Here is a 17,701-nt window from a genome sequence, read left to right as displayed (position 1 = left end):
AGTAGGCGCTTTCGTCCAAGGTTGTAATCTTCATAGCGTGCGTTCCTCGGGCCGAGTGATCAGTCGTCGAGCAGCCGCAACGTCTCGGCAGCGATGGCCGGTGCCAGACGATAGCCGGATCCGTTTGCAGCGCCGGCGAAAATGATCCGGCCGCTTGCGCCGACCCTGGCGACAATCGGTTCCCGACTCGGGCTATACGCGTCGCAGAACACACGGCCGGACCGCAATTTCTCGACCAGCTCCGGTGCGTAACGTCGAAGCACCGCTTGCGCCTCATCGAGATTCTGTCGACTTACACCAGGCTGCGGCGCGTCCGGATCGACATCCCAATCGAGGCACGTATAACTGAAAAGCCAATGGCCACGATGCTGCAGCGGCAGCAGGAAAGCGTCCTCCTCCGGGAACACGACCGCAGCATCAGCCTTCTCCACCGGAGCATCCAGATGGAGGGCGATGATTTTCTTGATCCGGATGCCGAGCGGCGCGACCAGCGCACGCCATGCCGGCGCATTCACCCACGGGCCCGGCGCCAGGATCAATCGGTCCGCCCTCAACGTCTCGCCGGTCGAGAGCACCAGTACGGCGGCGCCTGCCTCCTCTCGGATATTTGCGACGGCGACGCCTTCAAGGAGCGAGATCGCGGACCGAAATTCTCGAACAAGACGACCTGCCAGGGTCGCGACATCGGTGTAGTGGCAACCTGGGACCGACCAGACCGAAGCGCCGACCGGTTGCCCCATCGCCACCCGTCGACAGGCTGGCGGCGATGTTTCGATCGGCCCCGCTTTGATGAAATTGCGCCATGCTGCCTCGGCAGCCGTGCCGAAGGCCACCGCATGCATTGCTACTGGATAGATCGGCAGGCTGGGATCGCGGGCTGCGAGCGCTTGATAGTAGCGCTCGCTCATCTCGGTCATGGCGCGTACGCGCTCGGTCCGGCCAACCGGAAAATGTAGCCCAGCAGAACGCCGTGACGCGCCTGAGCCGACCAAGTCCCGGTCGATCGCGATGATTTCCGTGCCGGGTCGCTCGGCCAAGATCTGTCGAACGATGACGGAGCCGATAATCCCCGCGCCCGCAACGACCACCCGTTCGCGCATGGCCGCCCCCTCACACCGCGCGGTGCTGGCGCTCGGACCAAGCATTGATCGGCTGCCAGGTCATGAAGGACTGCTTCTGGGCTGCGCGCGTGCAGCTTACCCCGCTCAGCATCGCCTCAATCACGCATTGGCTGCGCCAGGCGATCAGGCTGAGATTGGGTTCAGCCAACCCGCGTTGCCGCCGCGCGGCGTTCAGCATGAAGATGCGCCGATTGGCCGGACCGTCCCAGACCGCCGCAAAATTGGTGTCGATGCGAACCTCGACGTCTTCGTATTCAAGGCGCGACACGAGCGGATCGAGAAACGGCATGCGGGCACTGCGGAAGCCGGTCGCCCATATGACGATGTCGGCGTAGACAGGCTCCTCTTCCGATTTGGTCGCATCATGGGTCACGGCCAGGCCCCATTGCCGACCATCGTGCCAGACCTGCTCGACCGTTCGGCCAGGCATCAGCACGGACACATTGCCGCAATCCTCGATAAAGCGGAGCTCGTAGAGTCGCTGATAGATTTCCCGGAGTGTCTTTTCCGAGATGCCATCGCTCGCCAGAACGTTCCGTTCGAGGAACGCCCTCTTGAACTCGGCATCCTGACCGAAAAAGTAATCGGAAAAGCTCGGCATGAAATAGTCGTTGACGAAAGGAGAATCGTCCAATGGCAGGAAATTCTCGCGGCGCGATATCCAGGTGACCTGCTTCGGCAGCAGGTCGTGGTCGCAGGAGATTGCGTCGAGAAACGCTTCGGCGCCGGACTGACCGCCGCCGACGATGGCGACGCGCTTCGCCTTGAGCGACTTGGCCTTGGCGCCATATTCGCTGACATGGAATTGTGTTGGGCCGATATGGTTTCGGGCGAAGCTCGGAATATGGGCCTCTGTGCCGACGCCGACGGCAATGTTCTCGGCACGGATACAGCGCTTGTCTGTTTCTACGACAAAGTGCCCGTCGAACCGGATCTGCGTGACCTCTTCACCGAAATGAACGTTCTCGTTCGAATCGCTCGCCCATTTCAGATAGTTCCGGAACTCACGCCGCGGCACCGCCTCGAATCGAGCATTGAGAAAATGATGAATCTTACCCTCGGCATGCAGGTAAGAAATAAACGAGAAGGGATTTGTCGGGTCCGACAGCGTAACCAAATCTTTGAACAACGCGACCTGCAGCTTCGCGCCAGGGAAATACATCCCGTCATGCCACGCGAATTCCGGCTTTCGGTCGAAGAAGGCGCTGAGCACGCCCTTATACGGATAGAGAAGCGAGGCAAGACTTAGGTTCGACGGTCCGATGCCGACGCCGACACACTGATAGATCATGGCGCTCTCTCGGTGATAAGGGCCAAATCCCGTTATGAACTTGTGGTTTGACGAATAGCGCGCACCGGTCGGATGTAGCCTCGGCCGGTGATCCGAACACTTCGTGGTTGCCGTCGATATCAATGGCTATCGACGCCCTCGCAGTATCAATGGGAGATTCCAATCTGTCCCTCCCTCGATGTATTTCGCTATGTACGCAAGCCTCAACGGGGCAATTATCGACGTGCCCGCAACACCGCTCAAATTCAGAAACCGGCGTCTAAGATTTCCACGAGCCTCATAAAGAGGAGGAGTGGACTTTGATACTATTCCTAGTTTCTTCTTCTAACAATATCCTACTTTCAGTTGTTGTGAAAGTATCCGGTGATCGGAATCGTGATTTTGCGCCGAACGTTTTACGAGAGAGCTGACATGCCTGATGACGGACAAATGAAAGTCGTGATCAATCATGAAGAGCAGTATTCGATTTGGCCGGCCGACCGCGACAATCTGCCGCTCGGTTGGCGCGACGCGGGCAAGGTCGGCTCGAAGGAGGAGTGCCTTGCCTATGTCGAGCAAGTCTGGACTGACATGCGCCCGCTGAGCCTCAGGCAGCAGATGACGCAGCGAACGGATCACGAAGCCTCTGCTGCCAAGGAGCAGTGAGAGAAGTCTTCGCGCAGGCCATATGGCGTAGTCTGTGACCAATCAATAACCCATTGATCGGGTCCTTATTTTTGTAGTCCTGAAGCAATCGCAAGAGAGCGCGGTCGCGCGCCGGTCTCATGGGCGAAGGCGAACCAAGACGACGCCTGCCTTCCGATCTTTTGATTAGCTGGCGCAAATTTCATTCACGGAAGCGTATAGAATGTGGTAATACAATCTCTGGGTGAGCAGCGAGATTGTTAGCCGTGGAACAATATTTGAACTCGCTCGGAGATCGCTGACCACCCGTAAGACCGCGCATCTTTGATCAAGCTGGTAACAATCCGAAGTGCGTGGGAGATCAGGGAGAGAGCCTGTCCGGAAGCATATTGTTTTTAGTGTTCTGGCCGTCCGTCGGGTCGATGCCCAGAGCAGAAAGGCAAGCGCGCTTTGGTTCGATCGTCCACCAACCCTGGCGAGGCGTCGGCAGTCGCCGAGCTGACCGCTCATCCGTCTGGCGATCCATTGCCCGGGCGGCATGACGAATTTGCCAGCGTCACATCCTCTAATGATCTCGACATTTTCGACGATCACGACTTCGACCTGCCGACAGTTGATGTCCGCTTTCAGCGGAAAGCGTCAGCAAGAACAGAAACATTCCGAACAAGCTTGCCACCACCGGCACGCCACCATCGCGATCTTATCGGTCGAACGGATCATGGCGTGCATCGGAAGACCAAGGGATGGCAAACGATGCCAGGCACTCGAGATCTTTTTTTGGATCGACGCTAAGCACGAACATGGTGCACCGGTATTTTAGGCGCAACCAGGAGACCGCGCGTGGCGCTATCGTAAATGACCCAATCCAACCGAACGTAGGGAGGCTCCTATGACGATGACAAACCAAGACAAATCAAACGAGCCGGTGTACAGGCAGCTGCAGTTGATCCACGAGAGATATTTCCGGGATGTGGCTGATGCCTGGGCGGACTCGCAAAGCCAGTGCCGCAACATCCAGACCGAATTCGAACGCGGGATCGAGAGGGCCTATCAGAGCCAACAGCCAGAGCAGTTCCGCGTCGCGCAAGATGAATATCAACAGAAGGTACAATCGCTCTACAGCAATCCGACGCTGCCGCAGCAATATGCCGAGGCGTATGACAAGTACAAGGCCGCATTGAAACAGCTGATAGCCGAGAGCGACATCAATGACCTCGGTTTTACGGATGTGAGAAACTTGGGCCAAAGCCTGCTGTCCGTTTCAACGACGGCGATGAACTTGGTGGGGCCGGTTTCTCCTAGCGCACCCGCTGCCAGCGATCCCTTCTCACCCCCGGGCGGGGCACCTGGAGCTGCCGCTTGATGCTCCGCCAGGGCGGATGACGTTACGGGTACCTCGGCATGTCGCAAGAGAGTGCTGTCTTCACTGGGACGCCTGGCCTGTTGGCGGCCTTCATCGCCGCCGAGCGGTTGTCGCGTTCCCAGCAAGTAAGCGTCTTGGCGCCACCGGTGGCGTACGCGCGCTTCGAGTCCTTGGTGCGGCGAATTTCGCTCCGCCGAGAGCCAAGGGCTGGAGCGGGACAGATGGAGCCCCTCTCCTCATTGGAGAACGCTGCCGGCGCGGACGTATGGCACTTCGCCTCGAGTGGAGAGTCCATTGCCGGATCGCTGCTCGAAACCGTTCGGGCTACCCCTATCGGCGCGCTGAATGTGGTTACGACACCTTATTGCGGCGGCCAGCGTTGGCGCTGGATTATGCCGCGAGGCGCGTCGGTCGTCGATCGCAATCCGGTCCCGATGGATTTCCCCGTGACGCGGTCGTTCCGAACGACGCTGACGCTTGATATCGCTCCTCCCGACGATATCGCGCAAGAAGGCGTCCTTCATTTCCTGTCCACCTTGTTTGATCTCAAGACGGAAATCGATGAACGGGCTGATGATCTATTCGAATACCGAGGGCTCCGGTGCCTGATTGCGCCGACCGCCCGGGTCAATGTTCTGAGAACCGAGCAAGCAGCAGCAATCATCATGGCGATTGCTGATCGGACAGAGGGCGGCAACTACGTTGTCGCGGGGGCGGAGAGCCTGTCGGGGGAGGATTTTCTCGAGCGGGTCGGCAACATTTACGGCGTAAGCCTGCTGGCATTGGACGCCAAGGAACTGTTCTCTCCGCGGCTAACCGCCATCGACGCGCTGTTTGATCGACGGTTGATGAATTTCGCCGAACACCTGGGGCAACCGAACCGCGAGGTGATCGAACATGCCTACAACGCCGCAGGCATGAGGTCTGCTCAACCTGGTCTGGGTCCCGCCGAGTTCGATGATTTGGCGAAATCGGCACATCAGACGCAATTGTCCGAACATAGTGCGCTCGTTTCTCACGCCTCGAAGCCTCCGGAGACCCGAACGACGCATAGCGGCGAGCGAGAGCTTTCCCATAGTTCTACGAGCAGCGACGGAGAGGCGATTGTGCTGCTCAACGCCCTAGGCCAGGGACCGAAACCATGGTCTCGGCTGATAGCCCATCTACGCCCGCGGTTTCGGGTTCTGAGTTGGGATCCGCGCGGGCTCGAGGAGTCGGAATCCCAGCTCTCGCTTCTCGATCATGTTGCCGAACTAGCGTCAATCCTCGAGCGGGAGTCGGTGACTCGCGTCCATCTGGTCGGATGGTGCACCGGCCCTAAGATCGCGGCGGAATTCGCTCTGCGCCACCCGGGGCGGGTGCTCTCCATGACGTTCCTGAATATGCAGGTGAAGTGTCTCGAGAGCTCGCCCAATTTTGATACGCCGTTTGAAACCGAGTTTGAGGCCATTTTCAGCGAGCTGGAACAAAGACCGTCGACGGCCTCGTACATAGCGGCTTCACTAACCTCGGGTGCGACTGAGGCCGGCTTGGACCTGATGACGGAAACAGACGAGTCGGAGGCTGTTCTCGGCGCGATGAACCGTGACCTGAGAATGCCGGTGCTACGGCCGTTTCGCGACGCGAGCACAACGATCAGATTTGCGCGTCAGATGATCGATTTCTGGCACTACGATGTTAACGAAGTCGCGGGCCAAATCGACGTCCCGATCCTGTTTTTCGCATCGGAGTACGACCGTGTCGCGGCGCCCAAAGCTTCGGAATGGGCGAGCGGGTTATTTCCACGTGCGCGTCTGCTGCAGGCTCCGGGAGCGACGCATTACTTTCTCTATGATCGAGCTGATGTCGTGGCACGCATGATTGAATGGTTTGTCTCCGGTGATGGCATGCCCGAGCGTAGCGATGGACACATGCCTTCGCTGGATCCCGCCTATGTGAGCAAGTCGGCTGACACGGCCGGGTTGCTCCAGGCCGGTAAATGAGCCGGGAAGACAAAAGATCGGGTGCCTCGCCGGACGGCGATGGCCTCGATGACAGCGGCACGGGCTAGGTTCAGTCGTCGGGATTTCCCGCAAAAGTGGAGGTGCAGTGTTGTCCACGATCTCTCAGGCACCAAATCAACCGAACGGCTCCGCGTCCCAGTTCGTCAAGAATGGCGAGCGGCGTGCTCGTCCTCTGTCCTTTGCGCAATCCCGGTTGTGGATTCTCGACCGATTTCAACCGGGTAATCCCGCGTACAATATTGCGACATCGGTCCCGCTGTATGGCCGCGTCGACGTGGCGGTTCTCGAACGAACCATAAATGAAATCGTACGGCGGCACGAAGCCTTGAGGACGACATTCGAGGTGGTCGACGGCCAACCCGCACAGGTCGTCAAGCCTTCCTTGAAGCTCAAGCTCGCCATCGTCGATCTGCGTTCGCGTTCCGGGGCGGCCCGGGAGGAGGCTCTGAGCCGCTTCATCTATGCGGAAAGCCGACGGCCGTTCGATCTTAGAACAGGACCATTGCTATATGCTTCGCTGGTGCACCTCAATTCCAACCAGAGCTTTCTGATGCTGGTGATGCATCACATCGTCTCCGATGGTTGGTCGATGTCGGTGCTCAATCGGGAATTGACGACAATATATGTGGCATTCTTGCGCAGGAGCCCCTCGCCGTTGCCGGAACTGACGGTTCAATACCCGGACTTCGCGGTATGGCAGGCAGAGTGGTTCCGCGGCGAGCTTCTGCAAAAGCAGCTCGGTTACTGGCGCAAGCAGCTCTCCGGCCTGCGGTCCGTGCTCAATCTCCCCACCGATCGTCGCAGACCGTCCGTGCAGACCAGTAACGGGTCGGTCCGCGTCTTTACGCTGGACCAGAAGCTGTGCGAAGCGCTCAAGACGCTCGGCAACGCCAGCCGCGCCTCGCTGTTCATGACGCTGCTCGCCGCGTTCAAGGTGTTGCTCCACCGTTTGAGTGGGGAAACCGACATCGCCGTCGGATCGCCTATCGCCAACCGGACCCGTTCGGAGCTTGAAGGGTTGATCGGCTTCTTTGTCAACACGCTGGTCTTGCGGACGGATCTCTCGGGCGATCCGACCTTTGTCGAGTTGCTTGTGCGCGAGCGTGACGTGGCGCTGGAAGCCTATAGCAATCAGGACATGCCGTTCGAGAAGTTGGTCGACGAACTTCAGCTCGACCGAGATTTGAGCCGCAATCCATTTTTCCAGATCCTGTTCGGGGTCCAAAACATCGGAGCGGTCGACCGCAGCGCAGCTCCCATCCAGCCGTTGGGATCCCAGATCCAGGCTGGCGCGGTCGGCAACGGTACTGCCAAGTTCGACTTGACGATGTCGGTGCTCGATACCGGAGCCGGTGCACAAGGAGCTCTCGAATTTAACACCGACCTTTTCGATGAATCGACCGCCGAGGTCATGATCGAGCGCTACATAGCGTTGCTGCACAGAATTGTTGAGAATCCTCGCGAAACGCTGTCGCGCCTCTCCATATGGATGCCCGACGAGGTCATCAAAACCGCGGATTCGGCCGATGCCCCGGAAACAGCGGCGGTGCCGACGGAAGTCCTGGGAGCCCGCATCGCCGCCCATGCGGCACGCTCACCGACAGCCCTTGCCACCATCGATCCCAATGGTACGTGCACCTATTTCGAGCTGAACCAGCGGGCGAACCGGATCGCGCGCACGTCTTTCCTCGGGAAGCTGAGCGCCGGCAGCACCGTCGCGGTCGCTTCCAGGTCCGGATCGGGAGGGCTCGCGCTCATCTTGGCGATCCTGAAGGCGGGTTTGGTCTGGGCTCCGATCGATCCGGCCGACATCTTGGCACCAGGCGGGCTCCCGCTGAACTCCGATCGGGCGGAGCGCATCTTGACGGCGCTTCGGCCGGCATTGGTGATCGTAGACGAAGCTACCGAGCCGTGCTTCCGACAATTCGGGGGAGAGGTCGTCCGCTTTGACGAGGTTTGGGCAGATTCGGCGACCCGCCCGGACGATGAACTCGCAAACTCCGTAACGCTCGACTCGCCCGCAATGATGCTTGCCCAGGTTGACGGCACAGCCAAAATGACCACTGTGCACCTCAGCCATCGGATGCTCAGCCGCGCTGGATGTGACCGTTTCCTTCGCCTGTCGCCGGAGGATCGCGTCGCCCATCTTTCCAAGATCGGCTCCGATTGCGGGCGGTACGAAATCTTCGGTGCGCTGGCCGCCGGAGCGGCAATCGTATTTGTGCCGCCCGAATTGTCGTTTCGCTCGCGGCGCTTTGCAACGCTGCTGCATGACTCCTCGGTTACCGTCCTGTCCCTCGCTCTGGCGGATCTGGAGCGGTTGGTCCGGGAATTTCCGCGGTCCTTGCGAAGTGTCCGGCTCGTGCTTTCTACCGAACGCGGATTGGATTGGGGCCAGCTTCAGGAAGCGCTCACGCCCGAGCTCATCGGGCGGATTCATATGGTGTCGGGTGACCCGGCCGCGGGTGGCTTTTATTTGATTCAACCGCTCGCGCTTCTCAAGCCAGATGCAGCGGTCATTCCGCTTGGAATTCCGGCTGCCGGCGTCCGAATCAACCTTCTGGGACGCGACCTCGAGCCCGTGCCGGGACGCGTGCCTGGACATATCTATGTACAAAATCCCGATTTGTCCCACCCCGAGCCAGGCTATCGGACCGATGATTTTGCTCGGCTCGAGAACGGGCAGTTCGTCCTGCATGGCGATATGGAAGATGCTCTGCTAACGGGCCATTTGAAGACCTACTTCGTCGAGATCGAGGCTGCTCTTCGCGAACATCCGGCAGTGGAGGCAGCGGCCGTTGCGGCACGAACCCGCCAGGGCTTGCATGACCGGGGGGTAGTTGCATTTCTAAAGCTGTCTCGGGACGTTCCGGTATCGGAGCTGCAGAGCTTCCTGGCTGAACGGATACCGGCGCGGCTGATGCCCTCGACGTTCGAACTTAGGCGAGAGATCCCTTATGACCGCAAAGGCGACATCGACCGGCGTGCGTTGGCAGAAATCGTCGCGCGCCTGGACGCCCCAATTTCCGGCATCGAAGAATATCTCGCGCCGCGCGACAATCTCGAAATTTACTTGACACAGATCTGGATGGACGTCCTCCACACCGACGTGGTCGGAATCCGGGACAATTTCTTTCGGCTTGGCGGCCATTCTCTGATCGCCACACAAATCATCGCGCGGATAAGCGATAACTTGCAGATCGACGTGCCACTCCAGCGCCTGTTCGAAGCGCCGACGATCGAGCAACTGGCGGCAATCATCAAGCCGCTGGTCGGTTCAGATCCTCAGCCACAGGTCTCCACGATCCCCCGAATTGCCAGGGATCGGCCGATCCCGTTGTCATTTGCGCAGCAGCGCCTCTGGTTCCTGGACCAGTTCGATCCGCACAGCGCCGTCTACAACATCGCCATGCCGGTGCGCTTCGCAGCGCTCGACGTGGCAGCGCTCGAAGGCGCCCTCAACGACCTCATCGTGCGCCACGAAACGCTGCGCACGACCTTTGACACGGTCGCGGACGAGCCAGTGCAGGTGATCGCACCGTCTCTCCAAATCAAGATGCCCGTTCACGACCTTCGCAACATGCCCGAGCAAACCAAGAAACTCGAGATGCAACGCCTGACCACGCGGCAGACACGGATGCCGTTCGACCTGAAGCACGGACCGGTCTTGCGGGCAGAACTCATACGTCTGCACAACAATGACAATCTATTCCTTCTAACCATCCACCACATTGCCGCGGATGGTTGGTCGATGGACATCATATCCCGAGAGCTTGTCGCACTCTACGAGGCCCGGCGTAGCCGGAGGCCTCCATCGTTGCCCGATCTCCCGATCCAGTATGCGGACTTCGCTTCCTGGCAGCGTCGATACTTGTCCGGCCCGGTGCTGCAGCGCGACGTCAGCTACTGGAAAGACAAACTCCAGGGTGCACCCCCACTGCTCGAATTGCCGTCGGACAGACCGCGGCCGGCGATGCAAACCTTCACCGGAGGCTTGTACACGTTCACCCTGCCGCCATCGCTCCTCAAGAGCGTCAAGACTTTCTCCGAGCAGGAGCAAGTAACCCTTTTTACGACTTTGCTGTCAGCGTTTTATGTCCTTCTCTATCGCTATACTGGTCGTGAAGACCTGGTGGTGGGTTCTCCGATTGCCAACCGGGTGCGCCCCGAACTCGAAGGGTTGATCGGTTTTATTGTGAACACGCTCGTACTCCGCACCCAATTTTCGGCAAACTCCACTTTCCGTGCCCTGGTTTCGGAGGTGCGCGATGTGACGATGGGCGCCTTCGCACACCAGGGCATTCCTTTCGAGAGGCTGGTCGAGGAGATCCAGCCGAGCAGAAATCTCTCTTACAATCCGCTCTTCCAGGTCATGATTGCCTTGCAGAACATGGGCCGACCCATGGCAGCCGACGGCCTGCTCGATGAAGATACCCTGTCGCTGAGCGCCGGCATATCCAAATTCGATCTGACGATGTTCTTGTCGGAATCGTCGAGCGACCTTCGCGCCGGAATCGAATACAATTCAGATCTGTTCGATCGGTCTACGGTCGCGCGCTTTGCGGGACACTATGGCGCTTTGGTCACCGCGGCGATGAACGAGCCGGATCGTCCGATATGGTCGCTGCCGATGCTTCTGCCGGCCGAGACGGCAGCCCTCGCGGACTGGAACGACACCGAAGATCCGATCCAACCGGAAATTAGCCACGTGCTGTTTGAGAAGCAGGCGGCGCTCTTGCCGGACGAAGTCGCGCTTGTCGCAGGAGAGGAAAAAACCACCTACAAGGAACTCAACTGCCGCGCCAATGCTCTGGCGCACCGTCTGATCGGGCTTGGCATCGGACCGGGCTCTCGCGTGGCGATCTGCATCGAGCGTGGGGTGGATATGATCGTCGCCCTTATCGCAACGCTGAAGGCTGGAGCGGCCTATGTTCCGATCGATCCTTCCTACCCCAAAGAGCGCATTGCCTACATGGCTGCAGATGCGCGTGTCGCATTGATGCTGACGCAAAGTGCGCGGCGCAGCGAATTGTCGGAAGCGACCGGCGTGCTGCTCGCCATCGATGACCTTGAACCCGCTGTTCTCGCTGACGACAATCCGGCCGTATCCGCTACGGCCGGCAGCCTCGCTTATGTCATTTATACATCCGGGTCGACGGGCAGACCGAAAGGCGTAGCGATGCCGCATGGTCCGCTCGCATCACTGATCCGTTGGCAAATCGCCCGGTCCGCGCTGCCGACAGCGGCGCCAACTTTGCAATTCGCTTCCTTGAGTTTCGACGTCTCGTTCCAGGAAATATTCTCGACGTTGGGCGCCGGCGGAACGCTCGTCCTCATAACAGAGGAGCAGCGCAGGGATCCGCCCGCTCTATGGAAATTGCTGCATCAGGAAAACGTGCGTCGACTCTTCCTTCCTTATGTCGCGCTCCAGCAACTGGCAGAGCACGCTCGACATGCGGCGGTCCTTCCCCATTCGTTGACAGAGATTGTCACGGCCGGCGAACAACTACAGATCACGCCACAGATAGCTGCGATGATCACTCGGTTGAGCGCGAATCTGTACAATCAATACGGACCGACCGAGTCTCACGTCGTGACCGAACTCGCGCTGACCGGCGCGGCAAGCGACTGGCCGGCGCGCCCGTCGATCGGCCGGGTGCTCCCCAATACGGTGATCCAGATCCTCGACTCGCATGGACAGCTTTGCCCGATCGGTATTCCGGGCGAGCTTTGCATTGGCGGTTCTGCTCTGGCGCATGGCTATCTGGAACGGCCCGCCCTGACGGCCGAGCGCTTCGTCCCGGATGGGCAAAGCACGAAAGGAGGACGACTGTATAGAACAGGCGACCGCGCGCGCTTTCTGTCGAACGGAGAGCTTCAGTTCCTCGGACGGTCGGACCAGCAGGTCAAGATTCGTGGCTTCCGGGTCGAACTCGGCGAGATCGAAGTTGCCCTACGGACGCACCCGTCGGTCCGCGAAGCCGTTGTGGTTGCCCGCGAAAGCCGCGGCGAGCTTCGTCTGTTCGGCTACATCCAGGCCGATCCGGAATCGCCTGTGTCGACGGAAGACCTCCGGGCGCATCTTCGCGCCATTTTGCCCGAGCAAATGATTCCGGCGACATATGTCATTGTGGGATCGCTGCCGCTTACGCCGAGTGGGAAGCTGAGCCGCAACAACCTGCCCGACCCGCAAGAGGAAGCGTCCCATTCCACCGCCGGCGAAGTGCCGAGGACGCCGGTGGAAATTGCGCTGGTGCGCCTGTGGAGTGACATCCTTCAGGTGCCGAGCGTTGGCATCAAGGACAACTTCTTTGAGCTGGGAGGGCATTCGTTGTTGGCCACTCGCGTCATTTCCCGGATCAGAGATGAGTTTGGGGCCGAACTGCCCGTCCGCCTCATGTTCGATAATCCCACGGTCGAAGCGCTGGCGCAGGCGACCGTCGAATCCATGATGGAGAAACGCGGGGACGATCAAATCGATCGCCTGCTCGCGAAGCTCGAGCAAACACCAGAGGAGGCCGCGCACAGCCTCAATTGAAGGACCGCCGTCCGGGCGAACCCGGCCCGCCCGCAATATTCGCTTCTGAATCTCCTGTATCCGAACCAGGCAATTGAACGAGGAGAACCCGGTGAACAGGCAAGAGAACCAGGACGGCCACTACCAGGTCGTCGTCAACGGCGAGGAACAGTATTCGATCTGGCCGCTCGGGCGCGAAGTGCCGCAAGGCTGGCAGCTCGCCCCGAAAACGGGCAGCAAGGAGGAATGTCTTGCTTACGTTGAGCAGGTCTGGGTCGATATGCGGCCGGCAAGTCTCCGCGACCAACGCGCGCCAGACCGGTAATTTCCGCGAGCCCTGCGGCGCGAATTGCTCGCCGGGCGCTCCCCGCACCCGATCGACGTTGCTCGCGAGCTAGTTCCACTGGAACAATTGACATTAAGATAGTTTGCTAGCCTCAGGCAGTTTTCGCACCATCGACATAGCACACGGACATTCTCGTTCTCGCGGCTCCGCTTGCCCGAGCTTTGCCGGGTGTTTTGCCCGACGAACCGAGAACGCGGTGGCCGACCGTATACGGTCAGATCGCGCCCGCTGGGCGCAGCGTGATCCGGGTCAACTCGGAGGGGCGACCGAGCCGCAGCGCAAAGCCGGGCCAAAGCGCGGTGCCGTTGTTCACATAAAGCGTCATCCCATCGACGTCGTAACGACCCGATACAAAGCCGGCGTTGGCGCGTGCGGCCAGGCGGTCGATCCCGAGAATCAATCCGCCGTGGGTGTGTCCGGACAATTGCAGAGCCACGCCGAGCCTGGCTGCGTGTCGCGCGTCGCTCGGCTGGTGATCGAGCAGGATGACGGGGGCGCCGTTGGGGAGGCCTTCTAGGACGGCAGCAAGATCTCGGACAGGATGCTGCCCTCCGTGGCGCGACGCCCGGTCGGTGATGCCGGCGACAGCCAGCTTGCCGCCGTCGCGATCGAGAACGACGCTGCTGTTTTCGAGCGACAGCAGCCCCAATTCGGCGAAGCGCGCGATCCAGGTTCTGTAGCCAAAAATGTACTCATGATTGCCCGAGATCACGTAGACGCCGTCGGTCGCCTTCAAGTCTCGCAATGGCTCGACGTCGGCGCGCCGCGCATCGAGAGTGCCGTCAATCAGATCCCCCGTGATCGCGATCAAATCGACGCCGAGCTTGTTCGATCGCTCGACGACGGCGCGCGCCCATGACGCGGGAAACAGCCGGCTGATGTGGAGATCGGTCAATTGCAGAATTGTGTATCCGTCGAATTGCCGCGGAAGCCCGCGGATACCGACTTCCACGTCTTTCAGCGGCGGAATCCGCATCGCCTGATGCACGCCGATTGCGGCTGCGACGGCAGCCAGCCCCGCCAGTCCGTATCTGATGCCATCGGGCGCGCTCACGATGCCGCCGTGGATCAGCATTGCGACCAGGAGTCCGGCATCGAGCAGCAATTGCAGCAATGCCAGCAGGACGATCGCGCCGAACGCCCAGTTGAAGAGAGCGACCACCGGACGTGGAAACTCCGGAGAGAACACCGAGCCCGACGAGAGCTTGCTCCACCGGTGAAACTGCAATGCGACCAGGATGAGCGCCGCCGCCACGATCTTGATCGAGAGCGGCAACTGCAGCGGCCAGAGAAAGCGGATCAGGATCAGCAGATAGGCCAGGCCGAATATGAGCTGGGGAATCGGTTCGCTCCGGATTTGATCAGTGCGTAGTAGAAGCTCTCGACGACGCGATGTCGTCGACGAACAGCGCGATGACTTCGACTTCGTTCGGCAGGGCTTCGACCATGTCGCCCCACGCCCCCTTGCGGCGCGTACGCGCGTCAACGTCAGAGCCGACGCGCCATTCAAACAGACCCGGTGCCCTACGTCAGGCTCGGCCGAGACCATCAAGCTATCAAATGGGAACTTGGAGGGATGATTGGTAGCGGGGGAGGGACTCGAACCCCCGACCCCAGGATTATGATTCCCGTGCTCTAACCAGCTGAGCTACCCCGCCACAGGGATCGCGGAGGCCTGCTACGGCCGATCTCGCGAACGCGCGGCATATAAAGAAGGGGGCGGCGGGAAGTCAATCCGAAAAGCTTCCGCCTTCGCCAAGGCTTCGGCGGGACAAGTCCGCGGGAAAATTGGCCTTTTCAGGCGCCGGACTCGTGACCAGGCCCCTCACCCGAAATTCGCGCTTGGCGCGGATTTCGGCCTCTCCCGACGGGGAGAGGCGCAGGAGGCCCGGGGCGCGAGAACTCGGCTATTTCGGCTTCACATTGGGATCGCCACCGGGGCTGCCGGGGGGCGGGATGACGGGCATGTTGCCGTCAGTGCTTGGCGCCGGGGCGTGCATTTCGGGGTCGACGCCGGCGGGCGGGCAGAGCACGCCGTCGGATTTCGCCAGACGATCGCCGAGCGGTTCCCGGGCTTGGCCCGTGGTGGTGCCGTCAGGCGCGGTGGCGCGGTTCGGGCGGTCTTGCGGGGCGCAGTCGGCGATGTGTTGCGGGGATGGCGGCGCGGTCGCTTGCGGCGGCGTCGCCGGGGCGGGCGGCGCCTGCGCAATCGCTGGCGCAGAGGCTGCGATTACGAGGCTGGCCAGAATGATGTTCGATGTCGTGCGCATGGAAGGGAAACGCGCGAGCGAGGGCCGGTGTTCCGCCTGTGAAGGTTACGATTTGTGGTAGCGGATCAGCGAGAAATGGCCCATCGGCGGCATGGGGCGGCGCTCGGCGAGCGTGACGCCGCCATGTTTGGCGGCCCAATTCACCAGGCGCTGCCACGGGAATTCCGGACGCCAGCCGAGGCGGCGCGCCAAGGGCGCAAAGGCGAGCTCGGAGAGTTTGCGCAGGCCCTTTTCGGCGCCGATGTGGTTGACCAGGATCAGCTCGCCACCGGGCTTGAGCACGCGCACGAATTCGTCGAGCGTGCCTTCGGGATCGGGCACGGCGGTGATGACATATTGCGCGACCACCGCGTCGAAGGAGGCGTCGGGAAACGCGAGGTTCTTCGCATCCATCACCGAGAGCACTTCGACATTGGAGAGGCGCAGGCTCCGGACGCGCTGTTGCGCCTTGCGCAGCATCGGCTCGGAAATGTCGACGCCGCAGATCTTCGTGGTGCGCGAATAGTCGGAGAGCGAGAGACCGGTGCCGACGCCGACATCGAGGATGCGGCCGCCGATGCGGTCGGCCTCGGCGATGGTCGACTGCCGGCCGGCGTCGAACACCTTGCCGAAGACGAGATCATAGACCGGCGCCCAACGGCCATAGGCCTTTTCGACCCCGGCCCGCGAGATGTCTGCTGCCATGCCCCCCTGCCCTGCCTGATATTCTACTGAAACCTGATCGTCATTGGCGATGTCGGTTTTCGCCCCGACCCCGGTCTAGCGCCTCTCCCGCGTGCGGGAGAGGTCGCGCCGCAGGCGCGGGTGAGGGCTCTCTCCGCACCGGGACTACCCCATTGCGGAACTACCCTCTCCCCAACCCTCTCCCGCAAGCGGGAGAGGGAGCGCACTTCCGGCGTCGCGAGAGTGCGATCCAATCTCGTCATGATTAGCCGCGCACGGCCTCCGCGAGCGGGCGCGATGTGGCGGCGCCGACTTTCGCGGCAGCGCTCTGAATGAAGCCGCCGCCGAGCACGCGCGCCTGCCCGCCGGCTGCGTCGTAGAACACGCAGGCCTGGCCGGGCGAGACGCCCTCTTCGCCGGCGACGAGCTCGACCTCGTAATGGCCGTTTGCACCGCGCAGCCACGCCGGCTGGGGGCTGCGGGTCGAGCGCACGCGGACGAAAAGCTCAAGGCCGGCTCCGATGGCGCTGTCGATATCGCCGCCGCCGATCCAATTGACGTCGCGCAAGGTGATGCGGTGCATCTTCAGCGCCTCGCGCGGGCCGACGACGACGCGGCGACCCGCGGCATCGAGCCGCACCACGTAGAGCGGCGCGGCGGCCGCGATGCCGAGGCCGCGGCGCTGGCCGATGGTGAAATTGGCGATGCCGTTGTGCTGGCCGAGCACGCGGCCGTCGAGATCGACGATGTCGCCGGGATCCATCGCGTTCGGGCGCAGGCGCGTGATGATGTCGGTGTAGCGCCCCGTGGGCACGAAGCAGATGTCCTGGCTGTCGTGCTTGTCGGCGACGGACAGACCGAAGCGGCGCGCGAGCTCGCGCGTCTCGGGCTTGGTCATGTCGCCGAGCGGGAAGCGCAGGAAGTCGAGCTGCTCCTGCGTTGTGGCGAACAGGAAGTAGCTCTGGTCGCGATCGCTATCTGCCGCGCAGACCAGCGCACGCGAGCCGTCGTCGCGGCGGCGCGAGGCGACATAATGGCCGGTCGCGAGCGCCTGGGCGCCGAGCTCGCGCGCGGTCTTCAGCAAGTCGCGGAATTTGACTGATCGGTTGCACTCGATGCACGGCACCGGTGTCTCGCCGAGCGCGTAAGAATCGGCAAAGTTGTCGATGACCGACTCGCGAAAGCGGTCCTCATAGTCGAGCACGTAATGAGGAATGCCGAGCTTGGCCGCGACGTCGCGGGCGTCGTGGATGTCCTGGCCGGCACAGCAGGCGCCCTTGCGATGGGTCGCCGCGCCATGGTCGTAGAGCTGCAGCGTGATGCCGACGACGTCGTAGCCCTCGGCCTTGAGCAGCGCAGCCGTCGTCGAGGAGTCGACGCCGCCCGACATGGCAACGACGACCCTGGTATCCTCAGGACGGCCTTCGAGATCCAGACTGTTGAGCATGGGCCTAAGCTGACGTGACGGCGGCGTTTCCCGCGATTCCTGTTGCACTTCCCGGT

11 protein-coding genes and 1 tRNA gene are annotated in these 17,701 nt (G+C 61.2%); 5 read left to right on the top strand and 7 right to left on the bottom strand.

What is annotated here, in order from left to right:
- Positions 1–59: 59 nt before the first annotated feature.
- Entirely contained in the window at positions 60–1,100 is a 1,041-nt protein-coding gene (locus XH91_RS07535; protein ID WP_128949993.1) for an NAD(P)/FAD-dependent oxidoreductase, read from the bottom strand.
- A gap of 10 nt (positions 1,101–1,110) precedes the next feature.
- Positions 1,111–2,412, bottom strand: coding sequence for a lysine N(6)-hydroxylase/L-ornithine N(5)-oxygenase family protein (locus XH91_RS07530; RefSeq protein WP_128949992.1), 1,302 nt, complete (start codon positions 2,410–2,412; stop codon positions 1,111–1,113).
- Between the two features lie 411 nt (positions 2,413–2,823).
- Here XH91_RS07530 and XH91_RS07525 point away from each other — a divergent pair, with 411 nt between their 5' ends.
- The 5 genes from XH91_RS07525 to XH91_RS07505 all read left to right on the top strand — a co-directional run bounded on the left by XH91_RS07525 (position 2,824) and on the right by XH91_RS07505 (position 13,244).
- Positions 2,824–3,057, top strand: coding sequence for an MbtH family protein (locus XH91_RS07525; RefSeq protein WP_128949991.1), 234 nt, complete (start codon positions 2,824–2,826; stop codon positions 3,055–3,057).
- Between the two features lie 868 nt (positions 3,058–3,925).
- The gene (locus tag XH91_RS07520; RefSeq protein WP_128949990.1) at positions 3,926–4,399 is read left to right on the top strand and encodes a hypothetical protein; all 474 of its coding nucleotides are present in this window, start codon (positions 3,926–3,928) and stop codon (positions 4,397–4,399) included.
- A 221-nt stretch (positions 4,400–4,620) separates the two neighbouring features.
- Positions 4,621–6,381: an alpha/beta fold hydrolase gene (locus tag XH91_RS07515; protein WP_164933905.1), complete on the top strand. Its 1,761-nt coding sequence runs from the start codon at positions 4,621–4,623 to the stop codon at positions 6,379–6,381.
- A 109-nt stretch (positions 6,382–6,490) separates the two neighbouring features.
- Positions 6,491–12,940 (top strand): non-ribosomal peptide synthetase, encoded by a 6,450-nt coding sequence (locus XH91_RS07510; RefSeq protein ID WP_128949988.1) that lies wholly within the window; start codon positions 6,491–6,493, stop codon positions 12,938–12,940.
- Positions 12,941–13,031: 91 nt separating this feature from the next.
- Positions 13,032–13,244, top strand: a complete 213-nt coding sequence (locus tag XH91_RS07505) for an MbtH family protein (RefSeq protein WP_128949987.1) — start codon at positions 13,032–13,034, stop codon at positions 13,242–13,244.
- A 235-nt stretch (positions 13,245–13,479) separates the two neighbouring features.
- Here XH91_RS07505 and XH91_RS07500 read toward each other — a convergent pair whose 3' ends face one another.
- The 5 genes from XH91_RS07500 to mnmA all read right to left on the bottom strand — a co-directional run bounded on the left by XH91_RS07500 (position 13,480) and on the right by mnmA (position 17,645).
- On the bottom strand, positions 13,480–14,607 hold the full coding sequence (locus XH91_RS07500) for a metallophosphoesterase (RefSeq protein ID WP_128954759.1): 1,128 nt from the start codon (positions 14,605–14,607) through the stop codon (positions 13,480–13,482).
- A 239-nt stretch (positions 14,608–14,846) separates the two neighbouring features.
- Positions 14,847–14,923 (bottom strand) — tRNA-Met (locus tag XH91_RS07495).
- 249 nt (positions 14,924–15,172) lie between these two features.
- A complete protein-coding gene (locus XH91_RS07490; protein ID WP_128949986.1) occupies positions 15,173–15,535 on the bottom strand; it encodes a hypothetical protein in 363 nt (120 codons plus the stop codon).
- 45 nt (positions 15,536–15,580) lie between these two features.
- The gene (locus XH91_RS07485) at positions 15,581–16,219 is read right to left on the bottom strand and encodes a class I SAM-dependent methyltransferase (RefSeq protein ID WP_128949985.1); all 639 of its coding nucleotides are present in this window, start codon (positions 16,217–16,219) and stop codon (positions 15,581–15,583) included.
- A 244-nt stretch (positions 16,220–16,463) separates the two neighbouring features.
- The gene (mnmA, locus tag XH91_RS07480; RefSeq protein WP_128949984.1) at positions 16,464–17,645 is read right to left on the bottom strand and encodes a tRNA 2-thiouridine(34) synthase MnmA; all 1,182 of its coding nucleotides are present in this window, start codon (positions 17,643–17,645) and stop codon (positions 16,464–16,466) included.
- Positions 17,646–17,701 lie beyond the last annotated feature (56 nt).

Origin of the sequence: Bradyrhizobium guangzhouense (assembly GCF_004114955.1) — a bacterium.
In the GTDB taxonomy this organism is placed as follows: domain Bacteria; phylum Pseudomonadota; class Alphaproteobacteria; order Rhizobiales; family Xanthobacteraceae; genus Bradyrhizobium; species Bradyrhizobium guangzhouense.
This window is presented reverse-complemented; position numbering and strand designations above follow the sequence as displayed.